This is a genomic window from Acinetobacter sp. X9, assembly GCF_054889255.1.
In genome coordinates this window covers 1,632,609-1,650,941 of sequence record NZ_CM142679.1, presented here as the reverse complement: position 1 = coordinate 1,650,941, position 18,333 = coordinate 1,632,609, and the positions used below count along the sequence as shown (strand labels likewise).

General features: G+C 37.4%; 20 protein-coding genes. 11 read left to right on the top strand and 9 right to left on the bottom strand.

All coding sequences use genetic code 11. The annotated features are described in order from the left end of the window. Position 1: 1 nt before the first annotated feature. The 3 genes from ACYU0V_RS07850 to ACYU0V_RS07840 form a co-directional block, all read right to left on the bottom strand. Positions 2-1,156: a phospholipase A gene (locus tag ACYU0V_RS07850; protein WP_461849664.1), complete on the bottom strand. Its 1,155-nt coding sequence runs from the start codon at positions 1,154-1,156 to the stop codon at positions 2-4. 21 nt (positions 1,157-1,177) lie between these two features. Beyond that, on the bottom strand, positions 1,178-4,117 hold the full coding sequence (locus ACYU0V_RS07845) for an insulinase family protein (protein ID WP_461849662.1): 2,940 nt from the start codon (positions 4,115-4,117) through the stop codon (positions 1,178-1,180). A gap of 251 nt (positions 4,118-4,368) precedes the next feature. Then, positions 4,369-6,459 carry a TonB-dependent receptor gene (locus tag ACYU0V_RS07840; RefSeq protein ID WP_461849661.1) on the bottom strand — a complete coding sequence of 697 codons (2,091 nt, stop codon included), beginning with the start codon at positions 6,457-6,459 and terminating at the stop codon, positions 4,369-4,371. Between the two features lie 237 nt (positions 6,460-6,696). Here ACYU0V_RS07840 and ACYU0V_RS07835 point away from each other — a divergent pair, with 237 nt between their 5' ends. The 8 genes from ACYU0V_RS07835 (at position 6,697) to ACYU0V_RS07800 (ending at position 12,376) form a co-directional block, all read left to right on the top strand. Next, positions 6,697-7,701, top strand: coding sequence for an adenosine kinase (locus tag ACYU0V_RS07835; protein WP_002121123.1), 1,005 nt, complete (start codon positions 6,697-6,699; stop codon positions 7,699-7,701). Between the two features lie 16 nt (positions 7,702-7,717). Beyond that, the gene (locus ACYU0V_RS07830; RefSeq protein ID WP_002121079.1) at positions 7,718-8,026 is read left to right on the top strand and encodes a Rieske (2Fe-2S) protein; all 309 of its coding nucleotides are present in this window, start codon (positions 7,718-7,720) and stop codon (positions 8,024-8,026) included. A 25-nt stretch (positions 8,027-8,051) separates the two neighbouring features. Continuing rightward, complete coding sequence (locus tag ACYU0V_RS07825; protein WP_002121106.1) at positions 8,052-8,660, top strand: OB-fold-containig protein; 609 nt, start codon at positions 8,052-8,054, stop codon at positions 8,658-8,660. Positions 8,661-9,041: 381 nt separating this feature from the next. After that, positions 9,042-9,236, top strand: coding sequence for a cytochrome oxidase putative small subunit CydP (gene cydP, locus ACYU0V_RS07820; RefSeq protein ID WP_005073962.1), 195 nt, complete (start codon positions 9,042-9,044; stop codon positions 9,234-9,236). Beyond that, on the top strand, positions 9,236-10,822 hold the full coding sequence (locus tag ACYU0V_RS07815) for a cytochrome ubiquinol oxidase subunit I (RefSeq protein WP_262519688.1): 1,587 nt from the start codon (positions 9,236-9,238) through the stop codon (positions 10,820-10,822). The genes cydP and ACYU0V_RS07815 overlap by 1 nt, the downstream gene beginning before the upstream one ends. Further along, on the top strand, positions 10,819-11,964 hold the full coding sequence (gene cydB / locus ACYU0V_RS07810; RefSeq protein ID WP_170248742.1) for a cytochrome d ubiquinol oxidase subunit II: 1,146 nt from the start codon (positions 10,819-10,821) through the stop codon (positions 11,962-11,964). The genes ACYU0V_RS07815 and cydB overlap by 4 nt, the downstream gene beginning before the upstream one ends. A 10-nt stretch (positions 11,965-11,974) precedes the next feature. Next, complete coding sequence (gene cydX / locus ACYU0V_RS07805) at positions 11,975-12,076, top strand: cytochrome bd-I oxidase subunit CydX (RefSeq protein ID WP_002120988.1); 102 nt, start codon at positions 11,975-11,977, stop codon at positions 12,074-12,076. After that, on the top strand, positions 12,077-12,376 hold the full coding sequence (locus tag ACYU0V_RS07800) for a cyd operon YbgE family protein (RefSeq protein WP_004791954.1): 300 nt from the start codon (positions 12,077-12,079) through the stop codon (positions 12,374-12,376). Positions 12,377-12,388: 12 nt separating this feature from the next. Here the strand turns inward: ACYU0V_RS07800 and ACYU0V_RS07795 are convergent, their stop codons facing one another. From ACYU0V_RS07795 to ACYU0V_RS07770, 6 genes are all read right to left on the bottom strand, one after another. Then, entirely contained in the window at positions 12,389-12,913 is a 525-nt protein-coding gene (locus ACYU0V_RS07795; RefSeq protein WP_461849656.1) for a GNAT family N-acetyltransferase, read from the bottom strand. Between the two features lie 79 nt (positions 12,914-12,992). Beyond that, positions 12,993-13,664 (bottom strand): YccT family protein, encoded by a 672-nt coding sequence (locus tag ACYU0V_RS07790; protein WP_017480982.1) that lies wholly within the window; start codon positions 13,662-13,664, stop codon positions 12,993-12,995. A gap of 220 nt (positions 13,665-13,884) precedes the next feature. Further along, entirely contained in the window at positions 13,885-14,481 is a 597-nt protein-coding gene (locus ACYU0V_RS07785; RefSeq protein ID WP_002121011.1) for a nitroreductase family protein, read from the bottom strand. A gap of 189 nt (positions 14,482-14,670) precedes the next feature. Further along, a complete protein-coding gene (gene ftsY / locus ACYU0V_RS07780; RefSeq protein WP_461849654.1) occupies positions 14,671-15,783 on the bottom strand; it encodes a signal recognition particle-docking protein FtsY in 1,113 nt (370 codons plus the stop codon). A gap of 120 nt (positions 15,784-15,903) precedes the next feature. Continuing rightward, positions 15,904-16,230, bottom strand: coding sequence for a hypothetical protein (locus tag ACYU0V_RS07775; RefSeq protein ID WP_002120920.1), 327 nt, complete (start codon positions 16,228-16,230; stop codon positions 15,904-15,906). Between the two features lie 99 nt (positions 16,231-16,329). Next, the gene (locus ACYU0V_RS07770; protein ID WP_002120892.1) at positions 16,330-16,689 is read right to left on the bottom strand and encodes a hypothetical protein; all 360 of its coding nucleotides are present in this window, start codon (positions 16,687-16,689) and stop codon (positions 16,330-16,332) included. Between the two features lie 216 nt (positions 16,690-16,905). Between ACYU0V_RS07770 and ACYU0V_RS07765 the strand changes: the two genes are divergently transcribed. The 3 genes from ACYU0V_RS07765 (at position 16,906) to ACYU0V_RS07755 (ending at position 18,291) form a co-directional block, all read left to right on the top strand. Beyond that, complete coding sequence (locus ACYU0V_RS07765) at positions 16,906-17,139, top strand: SEL1-like repeat protein (protein WP_002121063.1); 234 nt, start codon at positions 16,906-16,908, stop codon at positions 17,137-17,139. Positions 17,140-17,340: 201 nt separating this feature from the next. Then, positions 17,341-17,715 (top strand): DUF2750 domain-containing protein, encoded by a 375-nt coding sequence (locus ACYU0V_RS07760; protein ID WP_461849651.1) that lies wholly within the window; start codon positions 17,341-17,343, stop codon positions 17,713-17,715. 144 nt (positions 17,716-17,859) lie between these two features. Continuing rightward, entirely contained in the window at positions 17,860-18,291 is a 432-nt protein-coding gene (locus ACYU0V_RS07755; RefSeq protein ID WP_461849649.1) for a CBS domain-containing protein, read from the top strand. Positions 18,292-18,333 lie beyond the last annotated feature (42 nt).

Here is an 18,333-nt window from a genome sequence, read left to right as displayed (position 1 = left end):
TTTAGTACCAATTCAAGAGCGATACACCCAAACCAGCATAAGTTGCTCGATGGTTATAATCAATCAAGCTTTCACCATAACCATTAAACAACTGGAAATGTCCACGTAACTTGCCACTGATTGGAAAAGCCCAATCAAATTGCACAGCGCCATGAGAGTCATCACCACCTTTCAATGAATGACGCAGCATTAAAGAGAAATCATTCTGTTTCCACTTATAAAACGCTGTTAAATCACCACGACCAATGTAATCTTCCATATCCGGATTATTATCATCTTTACTATCTTCTTCAAGGCGAACCCATGGACGAAGCATTAAAGCAAAATTACCACGCTCCAATCCAACATTAAAGATTACACGGTTCCAGCTACGAGATAATGGATCTGAGCGACCATTTGACTGATGGTTTAAGGTAACCCCGAGCAAACGCCCATCTAAACCAAGCAACTCATAGTTCGTTCTAAACATTAAACTTGCTTCTGGCTCATAGTTCGTTTCACGGAATGGGCGAGATTCTTCAGCATTGAACGTCTGCCAGCGTGAAGATTGTGTATACCCTACCCACAAATCACCATTATTTCCAAAAATATTTTCCCAAGCTTTGGTTTTCAAAGAAATCTGAAACTTACTTTCTGTTGATTTCAGATTCTGAGCATCCGTTACAGTATTATTTGGATTTGGACTACTCGGGAATTCATTCTTGTCACTGGTCCAAAATACAGGTAGTAAATAGACTGGCTGATAAGCACGAATATTCCAAACACCGAGTTTACTTTTTTCAGATAACTCCCAACGTTGATCTAGCAAAGAAGTAGTAGGCTCAAGTGTAGGTGCTTTACCAATCACTTTAATATTACTAACTGTCTCTACCACCTTCTCTTTAAATGTTTCTGGTTGAACAGCAGGCTGATCGATTTTTTTAACAGGCTCAGGTACTACTACAGCGGCTTGCACAACAGGTAGAGCTGCTGGTTTAAATACAGAGTCGTAACAAGCCAGACGATCGGCATTCGAAGCAAGAGCAACACATGCATCAACTGTGGCAGGGTTTGCTGGAGCTAAGGTATCAGCATATGTTACAGACGCACATAAACAGCTAAGCACGATTCCCATGCTTAGCTGTAAAGATGTGCGTTCAAATTGTTTGAACGCCATGTTCAATCTCCAATTTTTATTTTAATTAACTTGTTGAATGGTAAAACCTAATTGCTGCAATTCATCACGCTTAGCAAATGGCGCAACTACAGCTTTTACAGGAGTTTGCTCTACTAAATATTGACGAGCAACACGTTTTAAATCATCCAATGTTACATGCAACAATCTTTCGCGCAAAGTACGACGGAAAGCTGGTGTTCTCGCATGCAACAATGCATAACATGCTGTAATCGCTTCACCCGCTGGAGAGCCTGGTTTATCCATACTTGCCACTAAACCAAGAATCGCTTCTTCAAGCTGATGAGGTTGTTGCTCTGTATTTAATAACCATTGCACGCTTGCCTCAAAGTCTTTAAACGTCTCTGCTAAACGTGGGTCACGATAGCTAAAGAAACGGAATGAGCATGCATTTCCATCATAACTAGCACCGCCGCCATAAGCACCACCTTTTTCACGGATAGCGCTGTGCAAGAATCCGTTACGTAAATAAGCTGCCAATACCATTAATGGAGCCGCATCTGGATGCGATACTTCTACAGCTTGATATGCAGAAGCACAGAATTGAACATTGGCCTGAATTAACCAAGCTTCATGATTATTATCATTAGCTTGTTCTACTTGAGTTAACTCAGTTGTAGCTGTATCAACATTCAATTTATCCCAAACATTCTGGATTTCTTCAACCAAACGTTCAGATTGATGTTCTTCACACACTAGTAAGAACTGTTTAGGTGCTTGCAACAACTTACTATGAATACGTTTTAATTCTGCAATCAGCTCATCGTAAGCGGCATCATCTTGAGTAATTTTAGTAATAAGCTCACCCAGCCAGTTCAATGCACCTAAACCTGTGTTTTGATAGTCACGTTGAGCCAAGGCACTCATGTTACGAGAAGCAATCTGCATCGCATAGCTATGACCTGATCCAGAGAGACGAGATTGCCAACGTGTTTTACGTTGTTGCAGTAACTCGATAATTCGTTCTTTCTCATCAAATCGTAGATGTTCAAATGCTAATTTTAATAAATGAATTGCATCAAATTTCTGTGTCAACGATTTAGTCGTTAAAGTCAACCAAGCACTAATTTTATCTTTATCATCAACTTTACTACGTAAAGAAGCGCCCATTCCTAAACCACCACTTACAGCAGTTTGTAAGTTTTGTAGTTCAAGATAGTCATATTCGCCTGCACCTACTTCACCCATCAAAATAGAAAGCAAATTAAAGTAAGGAGACTTCACAATATCTTCAGGGATCTGAATGAGTACTTGTTGATAGTAAATTCCGTTAGTACCAGCATGGTACAAGTTCAACGGCGTATCCATACGATTACAAATAATTTCGCGTAACTGACCTTGCACGATATACAAGTCAGCAGGCACATCTTCCAAACCTACTTTTGGCAATAACTCAAGATTATCAGGAGTGTCCTGACGTTCCTCTAAAGCCTTAGTCTTAGCAATGATTTCAGCCTTATCAGCATCTGTTAGCTTTTCACCAATAGCCGCTAAACGAGCTTTTTCTGCTTCTTGTTCTTTTACAGACTTAGTTGGGTCTGGAACTAGAGTCATTTGCACACGATGTGGGTTGTCAAGCAAATGTGTTTGAATCAGATTTGATAACCACATAGGGTCTTTCAACTCTTCTTTAACCTGTGCAATTGCGCTGTCAACGTCCCAAATTTGAATTGGGTCATTATGGTGAATTGCACCACTTAAACCATTTAAAATTAGACTTAAACCATACGGTGTACCATCACCATTAATTTCACGTTGATGTAACTCGATTTGATGCAAAATTGCATCGACTAAATTACTATCAATTGGTTTAGCCGCAACATCACGCAGAATATTTAAAACACCATCTCTAAAGCTTTGAGCATGTTCAGGATTTGAACCTTGAACGCCACAGTAGAAAGTCATTTCAAAATTACTGTCATCTACGCCCATTAATGGACCTGTAGATTGAGCATAACCACAAGTTTCTAAGTAATGACGGAGTGGCGAAGCTGAATTTTCTAATAAAATCCCTTCAACTAAACGCATTCCTAAACGCAATTTAATGTCGTTTGCTTCTGGTAATAACCAAGATAGAACATGATAAGTTTTATCTTTTAAATCATCACTATCAACACCATAGTTCTCTGTTACTTCAATTGGTGCTGGTAAACGTTTTTCAGGCTTAGAGTATAAAGTTGTTCCTGCCGAAAACTTATGTAGAGCTAGTTTTTCAAATTGCTCTTGTAGTTCATATGCTGTCTGATTACCAAAGGTCATGAATACAGCATTACTTGGATGATAATGTACTTTATAAAAATCGACTAACTGCTCATACGTTAAATCAGGAATATCTTTCGGGTCACCGCCTGAGTTGTAATGGTAAGTCGTTTCAGGAAATAAATGATGGGCCAACTGATGATAAAGTTGGTCAGACGGCGCACTCATCGCACCTTTCATTTCATTAAAAACAACACCTTTATAAACAGGTTGACCATTTTCCAGTTCAATACGAATACCTTCTTGAGCAAAATCAAGTGGATTCAAATTGGCAGCAAATGCCGCATCAAGATAAACAGAAAGTAAGTTTTGAAAATCTTTTTTGTTTTGAGTAGCGAATGGATATGCTGTCCAATCTGCTGCTGTAAATGCGTTCATAAAAGTATTTAAAGAACGACGAATCATTAAAAAGAATGGATCACGTACCGGAAACTTTTCAGATCCACACAAAGCTGTATGTTCTAAAATATGTGCCGTGCCTTTAGAGTCCATAGGCTGGGTTCTAAAAGCAACAAGAAATACATTTTCATCATAATCAGTTGCCAAGTGATAATGCACCGCACCTGTGACTTTATGCTTATATTCAGACACTAAAATATCTAATGCTTCTACATGGTGCTGACGTAGCAACTGAAACGCAGGGTGAACAGTTTGAGAAATGGTTTCAGTGACATCTACAGTCATGTGATCTCCTAACATATCGGATAAGTGAATAAGTCTCATTATAGCCTGAGTCAGCTTGAGATTGGCGAACAAAAGCCAAGTAAAATACTATGTTTTTGTTGAGTATTAGTTTTCATTGGCACAGCTTTGATATCAAGCACATAGCCATGAATGTTTTATCCTAACAGAACAAAAGCTTTTAATTCTATTTATATATTAACCAATAAATAAAAAAGCCCATCAAGTTGATGAGCTTTTAGAAAAACGTTTACTTAAAAGCGATAACGAAGTGCAATTTGAGCATTCAGTGGATCGCCCATCATGTTTGAATCATTAGCATTACTATGACCTGAAACAAAGTAATCGCGATCAAACAGGTTATTTAAGTTGAGGTTCACATCGTAACGTTCACTTTGATAACCTAATGCTGCATTTACAACAGCATAGCCTGGTAAAACATTCTTGTTATCTGGCGCACTAAAACGTGATGATTCACCACGACCACCTACAGCCGCATACCAATGATCATTAATTTGATATTTTAACCATAGGTTAGCGGTGTTATTTGGCGTAAGCGCAGAACGATTGCCTGTCAGTCCAATAGCGGATTTTTCAATCTTACCATCCATATACGAATAACCAGCTAATACAGATAATTGATTAGTCAATTGGCCAGTTAATGAAAGCTCAACACCCTTGGTTTTTTGCTCACCTGCTAATACTGCTAGTGTTGAATCTGTAGGGTCTTGATTTTGAATATTTGTTTGGCTCATTTCAAACAAAGCCAAAGTTACATTCAATTGATCACTTACATCCCACTTTGCACCAACTTCAATATTTTCAGTTTTTGTTGGGCTCAAATCATCACTATTTTTATATAAAACAAATGAATCAGCCAAAGGCTGGAAAGATCGATTATAAGAAGTATAGAGTGAAATATTGCTTACTGGCTGATAAACCACCCCGATTCGTGGAGAATAAGTGTTATCAGTTCTATTTAATATTTGAGACTTCACTTTATCATTACGATCTTGCGATAAATTATCATAGCGTAGACCAACTAAAACTTTCAGCTGATCTGTAACTGTCATTAAGTCTTGTAAATAGATACCGTAGTTTTCAAAGGTATTACTATTATTATTACGTGCAGTTGTTGAGCCTGTATTAATCGGTGCCCAGTATTCTAATTTAGGGTTATACAAATCAGTTGTGGTTTTAGCACCTTGCCAAAGTATTTCATCTTTGTGCTGCTTACTATACTCCGCACCAATTAAGGTATTGTGCTTTAAGAAACCAGTATTAAATAAACTACTTAATTCTTGCTGAACATATACGCCATCTTCGTTACGTAAACGCTTATTTTGAGTCAAAGTAATTTGTGACTTATCAGCGGGATGTGAATCAACACTATATTGGCGGTCTAACGAATAGTTATAGTGACGAACTGCACCATGATATTTTAGATTATTATTAAACTCATGATCTAAACTTATGGTTTGGCTTGAAATTTCAGTATCAACATCACCCACCTCTTTACCGTTTAATGCACCATAAAAAGTTTTAGGGTTTGTTTTAACTGGTTTACCTGTAATTGGATCTGTCGGAAAACCTTGATCTGCTAAACGGTCATCATGCAAATAGTCAGCCTGAATTAAAAGCTTCGTCTTGTCTGAAATATCCCATTGTAAAGATGGAGCAACCGCTTGTCGTTTTAAAAAGGCCTGATCACGATAACCATCTGAATCTTCAACTGCGCCAGTTAAACGAACCTTAACATTCTCTGCTACTTTTTCATTCACATCGACTTCTGTACGGCGTTGTCCTGTTGTGCCGCCGATCAGACTGACTTCACGCAAAGATTGGTCCATTGGTTTTTTATTAATTTTATTAACTAAACCACCAGCCGAGCCACGTCCATATAATACAGAAGCAGGCCCTTTTAAGACTTCAATCCGCTCAACATTCGACATATCGCGAAAATACAATGCATCATCACGAATACCATCTACATAGTTATCTGTGATTGCAGAGAAACCACGAATCATGACCTGATCACGTTGTCCATCACCCACACTAAAGCTCAGACCAGCAACGTTTTGCAAGGCACCTTGCATAGAGGTCACCGTTTGCTCTCTCAAAACTTGTTTAGGCACCACATTTACGATTTGAGGAACATCTTTTAATTGCATAAGTCCTTTAGTTGCAGTTGATGCTTGTCCCACTTCTTGTTTTAAGCTTTGTTCCTTTTCAGCTTTTACTGAAATTGTTGGAAGGTTGGTTACAGCCTGTTGCTCTGCCTCTAAGGCATATACATGGCTTGTCATAACCCCAACTGATGAAATAAATAAAATAGAACGTTTCATGTAAGTTCGCTACGAAAAATTTCAGGCGAAGTTTCGATGAAATACGATATATTTGTAAATATTAGCAAGAATCATTATTAATTGATAATTTTTATTAAAAACATTATTTTGATAGCTTAATTAAACAATATTTTTCCACTAATTTTTGATTTAACTGAATTTTATTCAACAAACTACAGCAAATCCAAGCAATGGTGTAAACTTAGCAACCTGATTTTTTATTTTGTGACAACACATATGGCAACTGTAGATCTTTTTGCAATTGGTAATGCATTAATCGACCAAGAATTTAAAGTGTCTGATGATTTTCTTAGTCAACAAGGTTTGCAAAAAGGCACCATGCAGTTGTCCGATGGCGACACTCAGTCTGCTCTTTATGCAGAGTTAAAACAGCATCAAGATTACAAAGGTCAAGCAAGTGGCGGTTCTGCTGCAAATACGACTGTGGCCTTTAGTGCATTAGGTGGAAGTGCTTTTTATGGTTGCCGCGTTGGTAACGATGATTTAGGTTCAATTTATCTACAAGGTTTAAATGAAGCTGGCATTCAAACCACTCCAAAATCAATCAGTGAAGGCGTGACAGGTACCTGTATGGTACTGATTAGCCCTGACTCTGAACGTACGATGCATACTTATCTGGGTATCACCGCTGAACTCTCTCAAGATCAAATCGACTTTGAACCATTAAAAACAGCAAAATGGCTTTATATTGAAGGCTACCTTTCTACAAGTGAAACAGCGCGTAAAGCTGTAAAACAAGCCAGAGAAATTGCAAAAGCAAATGGTGTTAAGATTGCTTTATCCCTTTCAGATCCTGCGATGGTGCAATACGCTCGTGAAGGCTTAGAAGAACTTATGGATGATGGCGTAGATTTACTATTTTGTAATGAACAAGAAGCCTTAATGTATACAAATACAATAACTGTAGAAGACGCTCTTGCTCAATTACGTTTTAAAAATCATACAGTAGTCATTACACAAAGCGCTAAAGGTGCTTTGGTTTCTAATTCTACTCAACATTTCCATGTTGCAGGTCGCCACGTAGAAGCGGTTGATACCAATGGTGCAGGTGATGCATTTGCAGGCGCATTCCTTTATGCCCTAAACCATCATCAAGATTTAAACGCTGCTGCACAGTTGGCTGTCTTGATTTCTAGTGAAGTTGTTTCTCAATTTGGCCCACGTTTAGCGATCAATGATTATGCTAAACTTCTTGAAAATTTTCAGAAGGAATGTGCTTGAAATGGAAAGGATCTGTATGACGGAAGAAGTTCCTGAGCGTGAAGCTAGAGCTTTTGACACTTTACAAGGAACTACTATTTTCATTACGCAACGTGATGGCGCATTCTATGCTTATCAAAACTTATGCCCTCATTTGCAAACAGAGCTTGAATATTTAGAAAATCAATTTCTCGATCAGGACCAAGAATATATTCAATGTTCTACCCATGGTGCTTTATTTACTGTGGAAACAGGCGAATGTATTTCAGGACCATGTTTAGGTGATTTTTTAAATAAAGTTGAGATTAAAGTACATTCAGATGGCGGTATCTATATCGTAGACTGAAGCGATCAACATTAGAGTTTCTGCCATGGCTGATTTCTTTTTCAATTATTATCTTATGCCATTCCACTTAAGTGTAGTGGCTTTGATATTACTCAGCGTGGTAGAAACCATTGGTATGTATATTGGACTTCGTCCAAGTCAATTACTCAAAAAAATTGCGCCTGTTTGGCTTTCTAACTCACCGCTACTTAATGTTAAATTTTCTAAAGCCTTAATTTTCGTTTTTTTACTTATAAATTTTAGTTTTGCAGGTTATTTTTTACAGCTTTCTTTCTTTGCAATCCAGCATTATTTTATTTCACCATTTTATTTAATCGTCCCAGCCCTTGTCATCGCAATCTTTTTTACTGTATTCATGATTCACTGCCTTGACCAAGTAATTAAACCAAAGCTTACTCATACAAATTATAATCTTTTAGGACGATTAGCGACGGTTTCCAGTGGTAATGCTAGACCCGGGTTTTCTGCCCAAGCGCGAGTGCGTGATGAATTCGGCCAGCTCCACTACGTTCAAGTCGAACCAGAATACGGCGAACTCGAATTATACTCTCAGGTTATCCTTGTCAGAGTGCATAAAAGCCATTATGTAGCCAAGAAAATTTCTGTATCAAACGATCTTTTCGCCCCCGATTAAATTCTTACTACTATTATTCTATTTACTTACTGCTTTTAGCAGGCTTTATTACGCCTATATTTTATTATTTTCTTTTTAATTAATTATTTATTATTCCAACCATTTTAGTTTGAAATATAATTTATAAATATAATATACAACCATTTTGGTCGGTATTAAATTAAAACAAACCATTTTAATCAACTTAATATTTTTATTTACAAGTGTTTTAGTAGGATTTAATAATTAATTCAAACTATTTTAGTATGGTATTTATTTTGAAATATTAAGTATTTGTTTTATATAAATTAATTATTTAAATATTCATTTAAAATATATTTAATGTTTATTTTTATTATATTTTGATTAATAATAAAATTAATATCAAATGAGGTTTAATTTATGAGCCTTAATTTTAAAAATCTTAATGGTCGTTTAGTTAAAGAAATCACTATTATTCTAATAATAAAAATAGTGCTCCTCTTAACGATCAAACATATTTGGTTTGATGCTCCCACCATCCCCAAAAATTTTGACAATCAGGTCGCCGAGCATATTGCTGGCGATAACATTTCCCACATTAAGGAGACACGTTGATGATTTCTGAAAGCGTGGTTGATCTTTCGCGGTTTCAATTTGCGATGACCGCAATGTATCACTTTCTTTTCGTCCCTTTAACTCTAGGTTTGGCATTTATCCTTGCCATCATGGAAACCACTTATGTCATTTCCGGTAAAGAAATTTACAAGGATATGACTAAATTTTGGGGAAAATTATTTGGTATTAACTTTGCTTTAGGGGTAACAACTGGCTTAACCATGGAGTTCCAATTTGGAACAAACTGGGCTTATTACTCACACTATGTAGGTGATATTTTTGGTGCTCCATTAGCGATTGAAGGCCTTATGGCATTCTTTCTTGAGTCTACATTTATTGGTTTATTCTTCTTCGGATGGGATCGTTTAAGTAAGGTTCAGCATCTAGGCGTAACATGGTTAGTCGCTCTCGGGTCGAATATGTCAGCGCTTTGGATTTTAGTGGCGAATGGTTGGATGCAAAACCCTGTAGGTGCTGCATTTAACTTCGAAACGATGCGTATGGAATTAGTTGATTTCGGCGCGCTTATCTTTAACCCAGTAGCTCAGGTGAAATTCGTCCACACTGTATCTGCGGGTTATGTAACTGGTGCAATTTTTGTACTCGCCATCTCAAGCTATTATTTACTTAAAAAACGTGATCTTCCTTTCGCACGTCGTTCATTTGCAATTGCTGCCATTTTCGGTCTCGCATCTACACTTTCAGTGATTTTGTTGGGTGACGAATCTGGCTATGAGCTAGGTGATGTTCAAAAAACTAAACTCGCTGCGATCGAAGCCGAATGGGAAACTCATCCTGCCCCTGCTCCGTTTACTTTGTTTGGTGTACCAAATCATGAAGAGATGCGGACAGATTACGCAGTTAAAATTCCATATGCATTAGGTTTAATTGCAACTCGTTCAACAACCAAAGAAGTTACTGGTCTTAAAGATCTTATGCAACAGCACGAAGTCCGTATTCGCAATGGTATGCTGGCCTATGCTGAACTTGAAAAATTACGTGCAGGTGATCGTTCACCCGAGTTATTGGCCTCTTTTGAAAAAAATCAAAAAGATCTAGGTTATGGCCTACTTCTAAAGAAATATGCACCAAATGTAGTTGATGCAAGCGAGCAAAATATTAAAGCTGCTGTAAAAGATACTATTCCAAATGTTACAGCGCTATTTTTCTCTTTCCGTGCAATGGTTGCCTCTGGCTTCTTGATGCTATTACTCTTCATTTTAGCGACTTGGGCCGTAGCAAGAAGAAACGCTGAAAACAAACCTTGGCTACTTAAATATGCATTGTTTGCTCTGCCGCTTCCTTGGATTGCTGCACAAACTGGTTGGTATGTAGCTGAAGGTGGTCGTCAACCATGGTCTATTGGTGAAATCCTACCAACACATCTATCTGCTTCAAGTTTAAGTACTGGTGACGTGTGGGGTTCAATTATTGCGCTAGCAGCGTTCTACACCGCTCTTTTAATTATTGAAATGTATTTAATGATCAAATTTGCTCGTTTAGGACCAAGTTCTTTACACACTGGTAAATATCATTTTGAAAAGCAAGAGCCGAAAACAGCTGTTAATGGGGAGGCTTTATCATGATTGAATATGAATTATTGAAAGTCATTTGGTGGGTGTTAGTTGGTGTACTACTCATCGGCTTCGCACTTACCGATGGCTTCGATATGGGTTCTATGGCTCTTATGCCTTTCGTTGGAAAAACCGATAACGAGCGTCGTGCTGCAATCAATACCATTGCCCCACACTGGGATGGTAATCAAGTCTGGTTTATTACGGCGGGTGGTGCTCTATTTGCTGCATGGCCAATGGTCTACTCAGTCGCTTTCTCAGGCATGTACTGGGCACTCTTGTTAGTTCTATTTGCACTTTTCTTAAGACCAGTAGGTTTCGATTATCGCTCTAAACTTGAAAATACCAAATGGCGTAACTCTTGGGACTGGGGTCTATGCATCGGTGGTGCTGTTCCAGCGCTTGTGTTTGGTGTGGCATTCGGTAATTTATTTTTAGGTATTCCTTTTAGTTTAGATAGCACATTACGCTCTGAATATACAGGCAGCTTTTTTGCTCTTCTTAACCCCTTTGCTCTAGTTTGCGGTGTAGTAAGTTTGTCTATGCTTTGTGCACATGGAGGTGCGTGGCTCATGCTACGTACTGATGAAGCTTTAAAACAGCGCTCTGCTAAAGCTACTCAAATTATGGCAATTATCTTTTTAATTTGTTTCCTTGTAATCGGAGCATGGCTGTATTTCGGGCAAGTGCCAGGTTATAGCTATGCTGTTGCTATAGATCCAAATGCTGCGCTCAACCCTTTAGCTAAAGAGGTGATTACCAATAGCAATCCGGGTTGGATGAACAATTACAGCACCTATCCAATCACTAAAGTTGCCCCTGTTCTTGCCATATTAGGCGCAATCATTGCAATTGTTGCATCTTCAAAAGCAAAAGCAGGCCTAAGTTTTACTGGTACAAGTTTAATGATTGTAGGAGCAATTTTAACTGCTGGTTTTGCCCTATTCCCATTCCTACTTCCATCTAGTATTAATCCTAACTCTAGCTTGACAATGTGGGATGCTGTATCAAGTCACCTTACTTTAGGCGTTATGACGGTTGCTGCCTGCATTTTTGTTCCTCTTATTTTGATCTATACCAGTTGGTCTTATTACAAAATGTGGGGAGTCATCACTAACAAACATATCGAGTCAAACTCGCATAGCTTGTATTAAGGAGAAAACTATGTGGTATTTCGCATGGATCCTAGGCATTTTGATGGCATGTTTTGCGGGTGTACTCAGCGCGCTTTATATCGAACATCATCAAGATTTAGATGAGGAATAAATGATGGCAAAAGCAATGACAGCATCAAATCATCGAAAAGCTCAAGCATTTGCAATGGCCCTTTCTTTTCTGTTGGCATTGCCTCTTGCTGCAATTTTGTTGGTTTACCCTTCACTCATGCTAGATGCTAATGGGCACTACAATCATAGCCAGCTTATGCTGGTAATGATTGGTATTTCTGGTGGCTTTATTTACGGAGTGGGTTTCGTACCTAACTTCTGGTTATGGAAATGGCTATTTAGCCCGTGGGTGGCTTGGCCTCTCATGCTTTTAGGCTATTACATCTGGTTCCTAACCTAAATCAAAAAGACCTCATCTGAGGTCTTTTTTCATTTCAACCAATTTAATAGGGATCCTTGGCACCCCTACATTTGCTTCAACCGGATATGGCTGCTCATTACCCGTTTTCATATATCCACGTCTTTCATAATAAGCGATCAATTCAGAACGGACATCTAGCACATACATTACGGCGCTGGTCAGATGGGGATCTTCTTTCAATGCATATTGCTCTGCATATTCTAAAACAGATCGACCCACTCTCATATTTTGAACTTGAGGATCAGTACAAAATGTTCCAATCTCAACCTGATTATTTTCAAATGTAAGCCCAATACAAGCAATAAGCTTGGAAGCAGAAGTTTCCGCTATCAATAATGTTGAATTCCTAAGTTGTAGTTGTGCTTCTAATTGAAACTCTGTAATACGCTGTCCTTCTACCCAATCAAGTTCTGTTGTCCAACTTCTATCTTGTTGTTCTCGATAGGACTTATTAATTAAAGCTACAAGTTGTGGAATATCAGGAAATTGAGCTGAACGGAAATTTAAATTATTCATAAAATATACTTAGGCTATTTATAAAAATTCTAAAAATAAAGCCGATATTAAATCGGCTTTATTTTAAATAGCAATTAAATTAATTTGATTGTTCAGCTAACCATGCCATGAATTTTTGACGCTCAGCTTTAGAAGCTTTTTGCCAAGTTTCTACTAAACGTTGATCATTCGTTTGGGCTACGCCTGTTACAGGCATAGATGTTGGAGCTGGTACAGCCACCTGAACAGAAGTAGGTTTAGCCGATGCATACACTGCCTCAGGCTGCGATTTAGATGATTTAGTCGTAAAGTCAGTGACTTTTCCTAATAAACCCGTTGCAAACCATGGTTTTGCCTCATTGTTTGCACCAGTTTGTTGTACGATTAATTCATTATTTGCGCTGTACAAAGCCACAGTTGGTTGCTCAGCATATTTCTTTGCTTGTTCAAATTGCTTTGGTGCATCTACCATTCTGAGCTTATAAGTTTGCCCATCTTTGAGAGCCGGAGTTTGAATTGTGACTACTCCAGATTTAACAATGTCATGCTCCCCGCTTAAATGTTCAAAGTATTCTTGGTAGCGCACACTTAAGCTTGTTTCACCAGCATCGACTTTATAATTATTTTTAGATGAACGAAATAACCCAGAGTTGACTTCCTGACCATTCACCGCAAGGATTACAATTTCCTCTGGTGCTGTAATTGTAACTGCTGAAAATACCGAACCGCTGAGTAATAAACCAATTGCAGCAACACCTAATCTTAAAGTCATCTGTCTCTTTCTCTGTGTTTGATAAGCTATTAAATCATGAGCAATATGCAATATGATTGTGACTATTTTATGACAAAGCAGTTATCGACTAATTTCTTGATTTATTATTTTGAAATATGTATTTGAATTTCACAAATTTTCGTTTTATGTATTCCTCCTATTCATTCTAAAAACATAAAAAGAGCACCTAAAATAGGTGCTCTTTTTAACTTCAATTAAATTAATTGAAAGTTTTGAAACGATCAGCATCATTAATAAATGCTTTTTCACCTGCTGGTGCTTCAACCGAACCAAATACTAATTGAGCACGTAATTTCCAAGTTGCAGGAACATCAAATGCTTCAGCTGCGTCTGCATCGACAATTGGGTTATAGTGCTGTAAAGATGCACCTAAACCAAGCTCTGAAAGCGCAGTCCAAGTTGCAAATTGAGCAATTGCACTTGAGTGTTCAGACCATACTGGGAAGTTGTCTGCATATAGTTCGAATTGCTCTTGTAAGCTTTTAACAACAGCTTGGTCTTCATAAAATAAAACCGTACCAACACCAGCTACAAAGCTATCAATTTTTGCATTTGTACCAGCAAAAGCTTCTGCAGGAACAATTTTACGCAAAGCTTCACGAACTAAATTCCAGAATTTAGCATGAGATTCACCGTATAGTGTCACTACACGTGAAGATTGTGAGTTAAAAGCTGAAGGACTATGTTTAACTGCTTCACGGATAGTTTCTTCAATTTTAGTGCGATCTAATGCAACGTTTTTACCAATTGCATAAATTGTACGACGGTTTTTAATTTTATCTAAGAAAGTAGACATTTTGTTATTTCCTACCTATTGATTTGACCAAGGGTCGTTGTTTGGGAATGAGTACAGTGTATTAAAGTCATTTTTCATAATCAGCATTAAAAATATGACAGTTCGTTTTATTTTCGCAACAATAATAAAAGATATACATATAAAAAAAGCTTCACGATTTAGTGAAGCTTTTTAGGGTTACCAAGCAATTTACTTATCAGTTTCAAACAGCGCAGCAACAAAAGATTTAGCCGAGAATGGTCTTAAATCATCAATTTTTTCACCTACACCAATAAAACGAATTGGCACATGGGTGCGGCTTGCAATATTAAAGAGTACACCACCTTTAGCTGTTCCATCCAACTTGGTAATGGTAATACCCGTTAAACCTACAGCTTGATCAAACTCTTGTACTTGGTTAATCGCGTTTTGACCTGTTCCTGCATCTACTACCAACATAATTTCATGAGGTGCAGTTGCATCAATTTTCTGCATAACACGTTTAACTTTTTTGAGTTCTTCCATCAAGTTACTCTTATTATGTAAACGACCTGCCGTATCCGCAATTAATACGTCAATTCCTTTAGCACGAGCACTTTCAAAGGCATCAAAAATAACAGAAGCACTATCAGCTCCATGACCTTGAGCTACTACCGAGATATCGTTACGTTCGCCCCAGATCTGTAATTGCTCAGTTGCTGCGGCGCGGAATGTGTCACCAGCAGCCAACATCACTTTTTTACCTTCACCTTGTAAACGTTTCGCCAACTTACCAATAGTTGTAGTTTTACCTACTCCATTTACCCCAACCATCAAAATCACATAAGGTGATTTGTTAGGGTCAATATGCAATGGTTTAACACGTGGGGCTAACAAAGCAACCAACTCTTCTTGTAACGCTTTATATAAAGAGTGAGAATAGATCAAATCACCACGAGCTGTACGCTCTGTCAAATTGGTAATGATGGTTTTTGTTGCTTCAACACCAATGTCTGCAACCAATAATTGCTCTTCGACTTCTTCAAGTAACTCATCGTCAATTTCCTTTCCGCCAATCAAGATATTGACCATACCATCAGCGAAATTACGACGAGTTTTGGTTAAGCCTTCTTTCATCCGGCTAAAAAAACCAGTTTTTGGTTGTTCAACCGGTGTTTCTGTAGAAGCCACTTCGTCTTTGGCTACTTCAATATTTTCTTGTGATTTAGCAGGAGATTCAACGATGGGAACATCGATAGCAGGTAAATTAGGTAATGTGACATCGTCATCACCGATCTCAGCATCTATCAAGAATTTATTTTGCATATTCGATTGTTGCTCCATGCGGATTCCTTGAAAAGCAGCGCGTTTAAAAAGATAAAGTTTAGCATAAATTCAAAATTTTGCCTGCCACAATAGTGCTCAAAAAGCTTTGGAAACCAAGATTTAGCCTGATTACCCTATTTACTGAGTATCTTCCTGAGCAAGTGCTGGATATTGTCTAATATGAGCACCTTCAAATTGATATGCATGCATTAACTTTAAATACTCTGCTCTATGAATTTCTGATTGAGCTATTAACAGCTCAGCCATATCCTGAGTTTTAGGATAAGTAGCTTGATGAGAGAGTTGTATAATTCGTTGATATTGTTCCGGACTAATAGGCCGAAGTAATGCTAAATATGACAGCACAAAAATACAGCCAATGACAATAACCACAAATAGGTTAAAACATTGATCAACTTTTAACTCAGACTTTAATTTAAGAAAATTTTGTTTGAATATGAGCATGACCTACCTCGAATTAGTGTAGTGTAGGGTTCAATACTCATAAGCACAAGATCAAACATCCAGTAAGGCCAAGAATCGTACCTTACTGGATCATAATACTTAGCTTATTAGTGAACGAATGACGGAAAAGTATAAAATTGCTGCAATAATCACCAAGACTAAAAACATCGCAAAAATACTTAAACCTTCTTCAGCATCGGCTGGATGCAGTTCGTCTTCGTCGGCAATTTTTCTCAGTTCACCATCATAAACTTGATAAAACCAGTTTTTTTGTGCAGGTTCTAAATGCCGTGCAAAGTCAAATACCCTTTTGCGCTGAGCAAGACAATAATCCCCTAAATGGATCTCTTGATGAAAGATCGCTTCATCTAATAGTTTACGATGATAATGGGCTAGTTCTATGATTTGTTCCTCTCTAGGTGGAGTATCAAAAACAAAGCCATCGATAGTATTTGTCATATTTTATTCTCCTTGTCTTTTATTCTCATATTGATTTTACTCAAAATTATTTGTGAATAATGTTTAATCATGTATCCTAATAGTGAATTAACTGGTATGTACCAATAGTTGACAAATCCATTAATTTGTAATATTAGTTTAATAATTCTAAGTTAAATTAATTTAAAGGCAGCGGCCTTTAGAAAAAGTAATCATAATTACAATAAGGAGTTTTCTATGATTCAACGTATCTCTCATCATGATTTAGAGCATGTGTACGCAACTGCAGTAAATACAATTCACTCTCAAATGAATTTTCAGGATGCAGTTGCACAGTTAGAAGAAGTTGCTCGCGCTGGGCACGGTAAAGCCGCACTGTTCTTAGCAGAATTGTATTATCAAGGTTTCCGTGTTGAACGTGACTCACTTAAAGCGCAATATTGGCAAAAGTTAGCCACAATGCAAGCATAAAGAAACGTCACTTAGGTGGCGTTTTTTTATAGCTATAAAAAAACCAAAGTTATCAATTGATTTAAAACTTCACACACTATAAGTAAATGAACAGAATTTCATAGTTGGAATATTTGTTTACGATTTGATACCTGTTTAAACTGAAATGTCATCTGATTTTTTTATAATAAGCAAGACAAGTTAAGAACCATTAAATTCACAATGAATAGTTTAAGTAATCTACAACCGGTTTCAAGAGACTTGATGATTAAGATTTATATTTTAAGAACCATGATGTATTGCGGGGTTCTTTGGGGATTATTTCATCAAGGATGGGCAATTAAATCAGATCAGGAAGACTTTATTTTTCCTTTTTGGCTTAATGGTTTGCAGGCACATCGCTACGCACAAGAGCATTGGCCACATTACAAGCCAAGAAGAATTACACCTAAAGATTTCCATGAGTCTTTACTACCAACTTTAACTCGACTCAACGTTACTCCTGCTTTGTTTAATTCATCTCATAGAAAATTAAAGTTATCTACTCAGCAAATGCAACATTTCTTTTTCAAACATCCGAATTGGCAAGGAGCGTAAACTTTTCTTTAGGTTCTTAATCTCTATTAGAATGCTTTTTGAACGCTTGAATGTAAAACTTGTATTTGAATGACTATCCAGTCTTTGCATTTTTATAAAATCAAGCTAATTTAAAACAAAATGATAAAACACAGGACAGAAGAAATGACAATCGTTGCACAAGTAATCAAGAACAAAGCAGAGCAAGATATTTTTACAATTTCTCCAGAAGCCACTGTCCTTGAAGCAATTAAGATTATGGCGGATAAAGAAATTGGTGCGCTCGTTGTAGCTGAGGGTGAAAAAGTTGTCGGAATTTTGTCTGAACGTGACTACACACGAAAAGTAACGCTTATGGAACGTTCATCATATAGCACTACCGTTGCTGAAATTATGACATCTAAAGTGCTTACAGTAAGCCTAAACAATACAGTTGAAGAGTGCTTACAGCTTATGACAGATCGTCACTTACGCCACTTACCTGTATTAGACAATGAAAAACTAGTTGGATTTATTTCTATTGGCGACTTAGTAAAAGCTGCGATGGAAGATCAGAAAAATCTCATTGAACAATTAAAACAGTACATCTCTGGTTAATTATTTCATATAAAAAATGGGCATTTATATGCCCATTTTTTA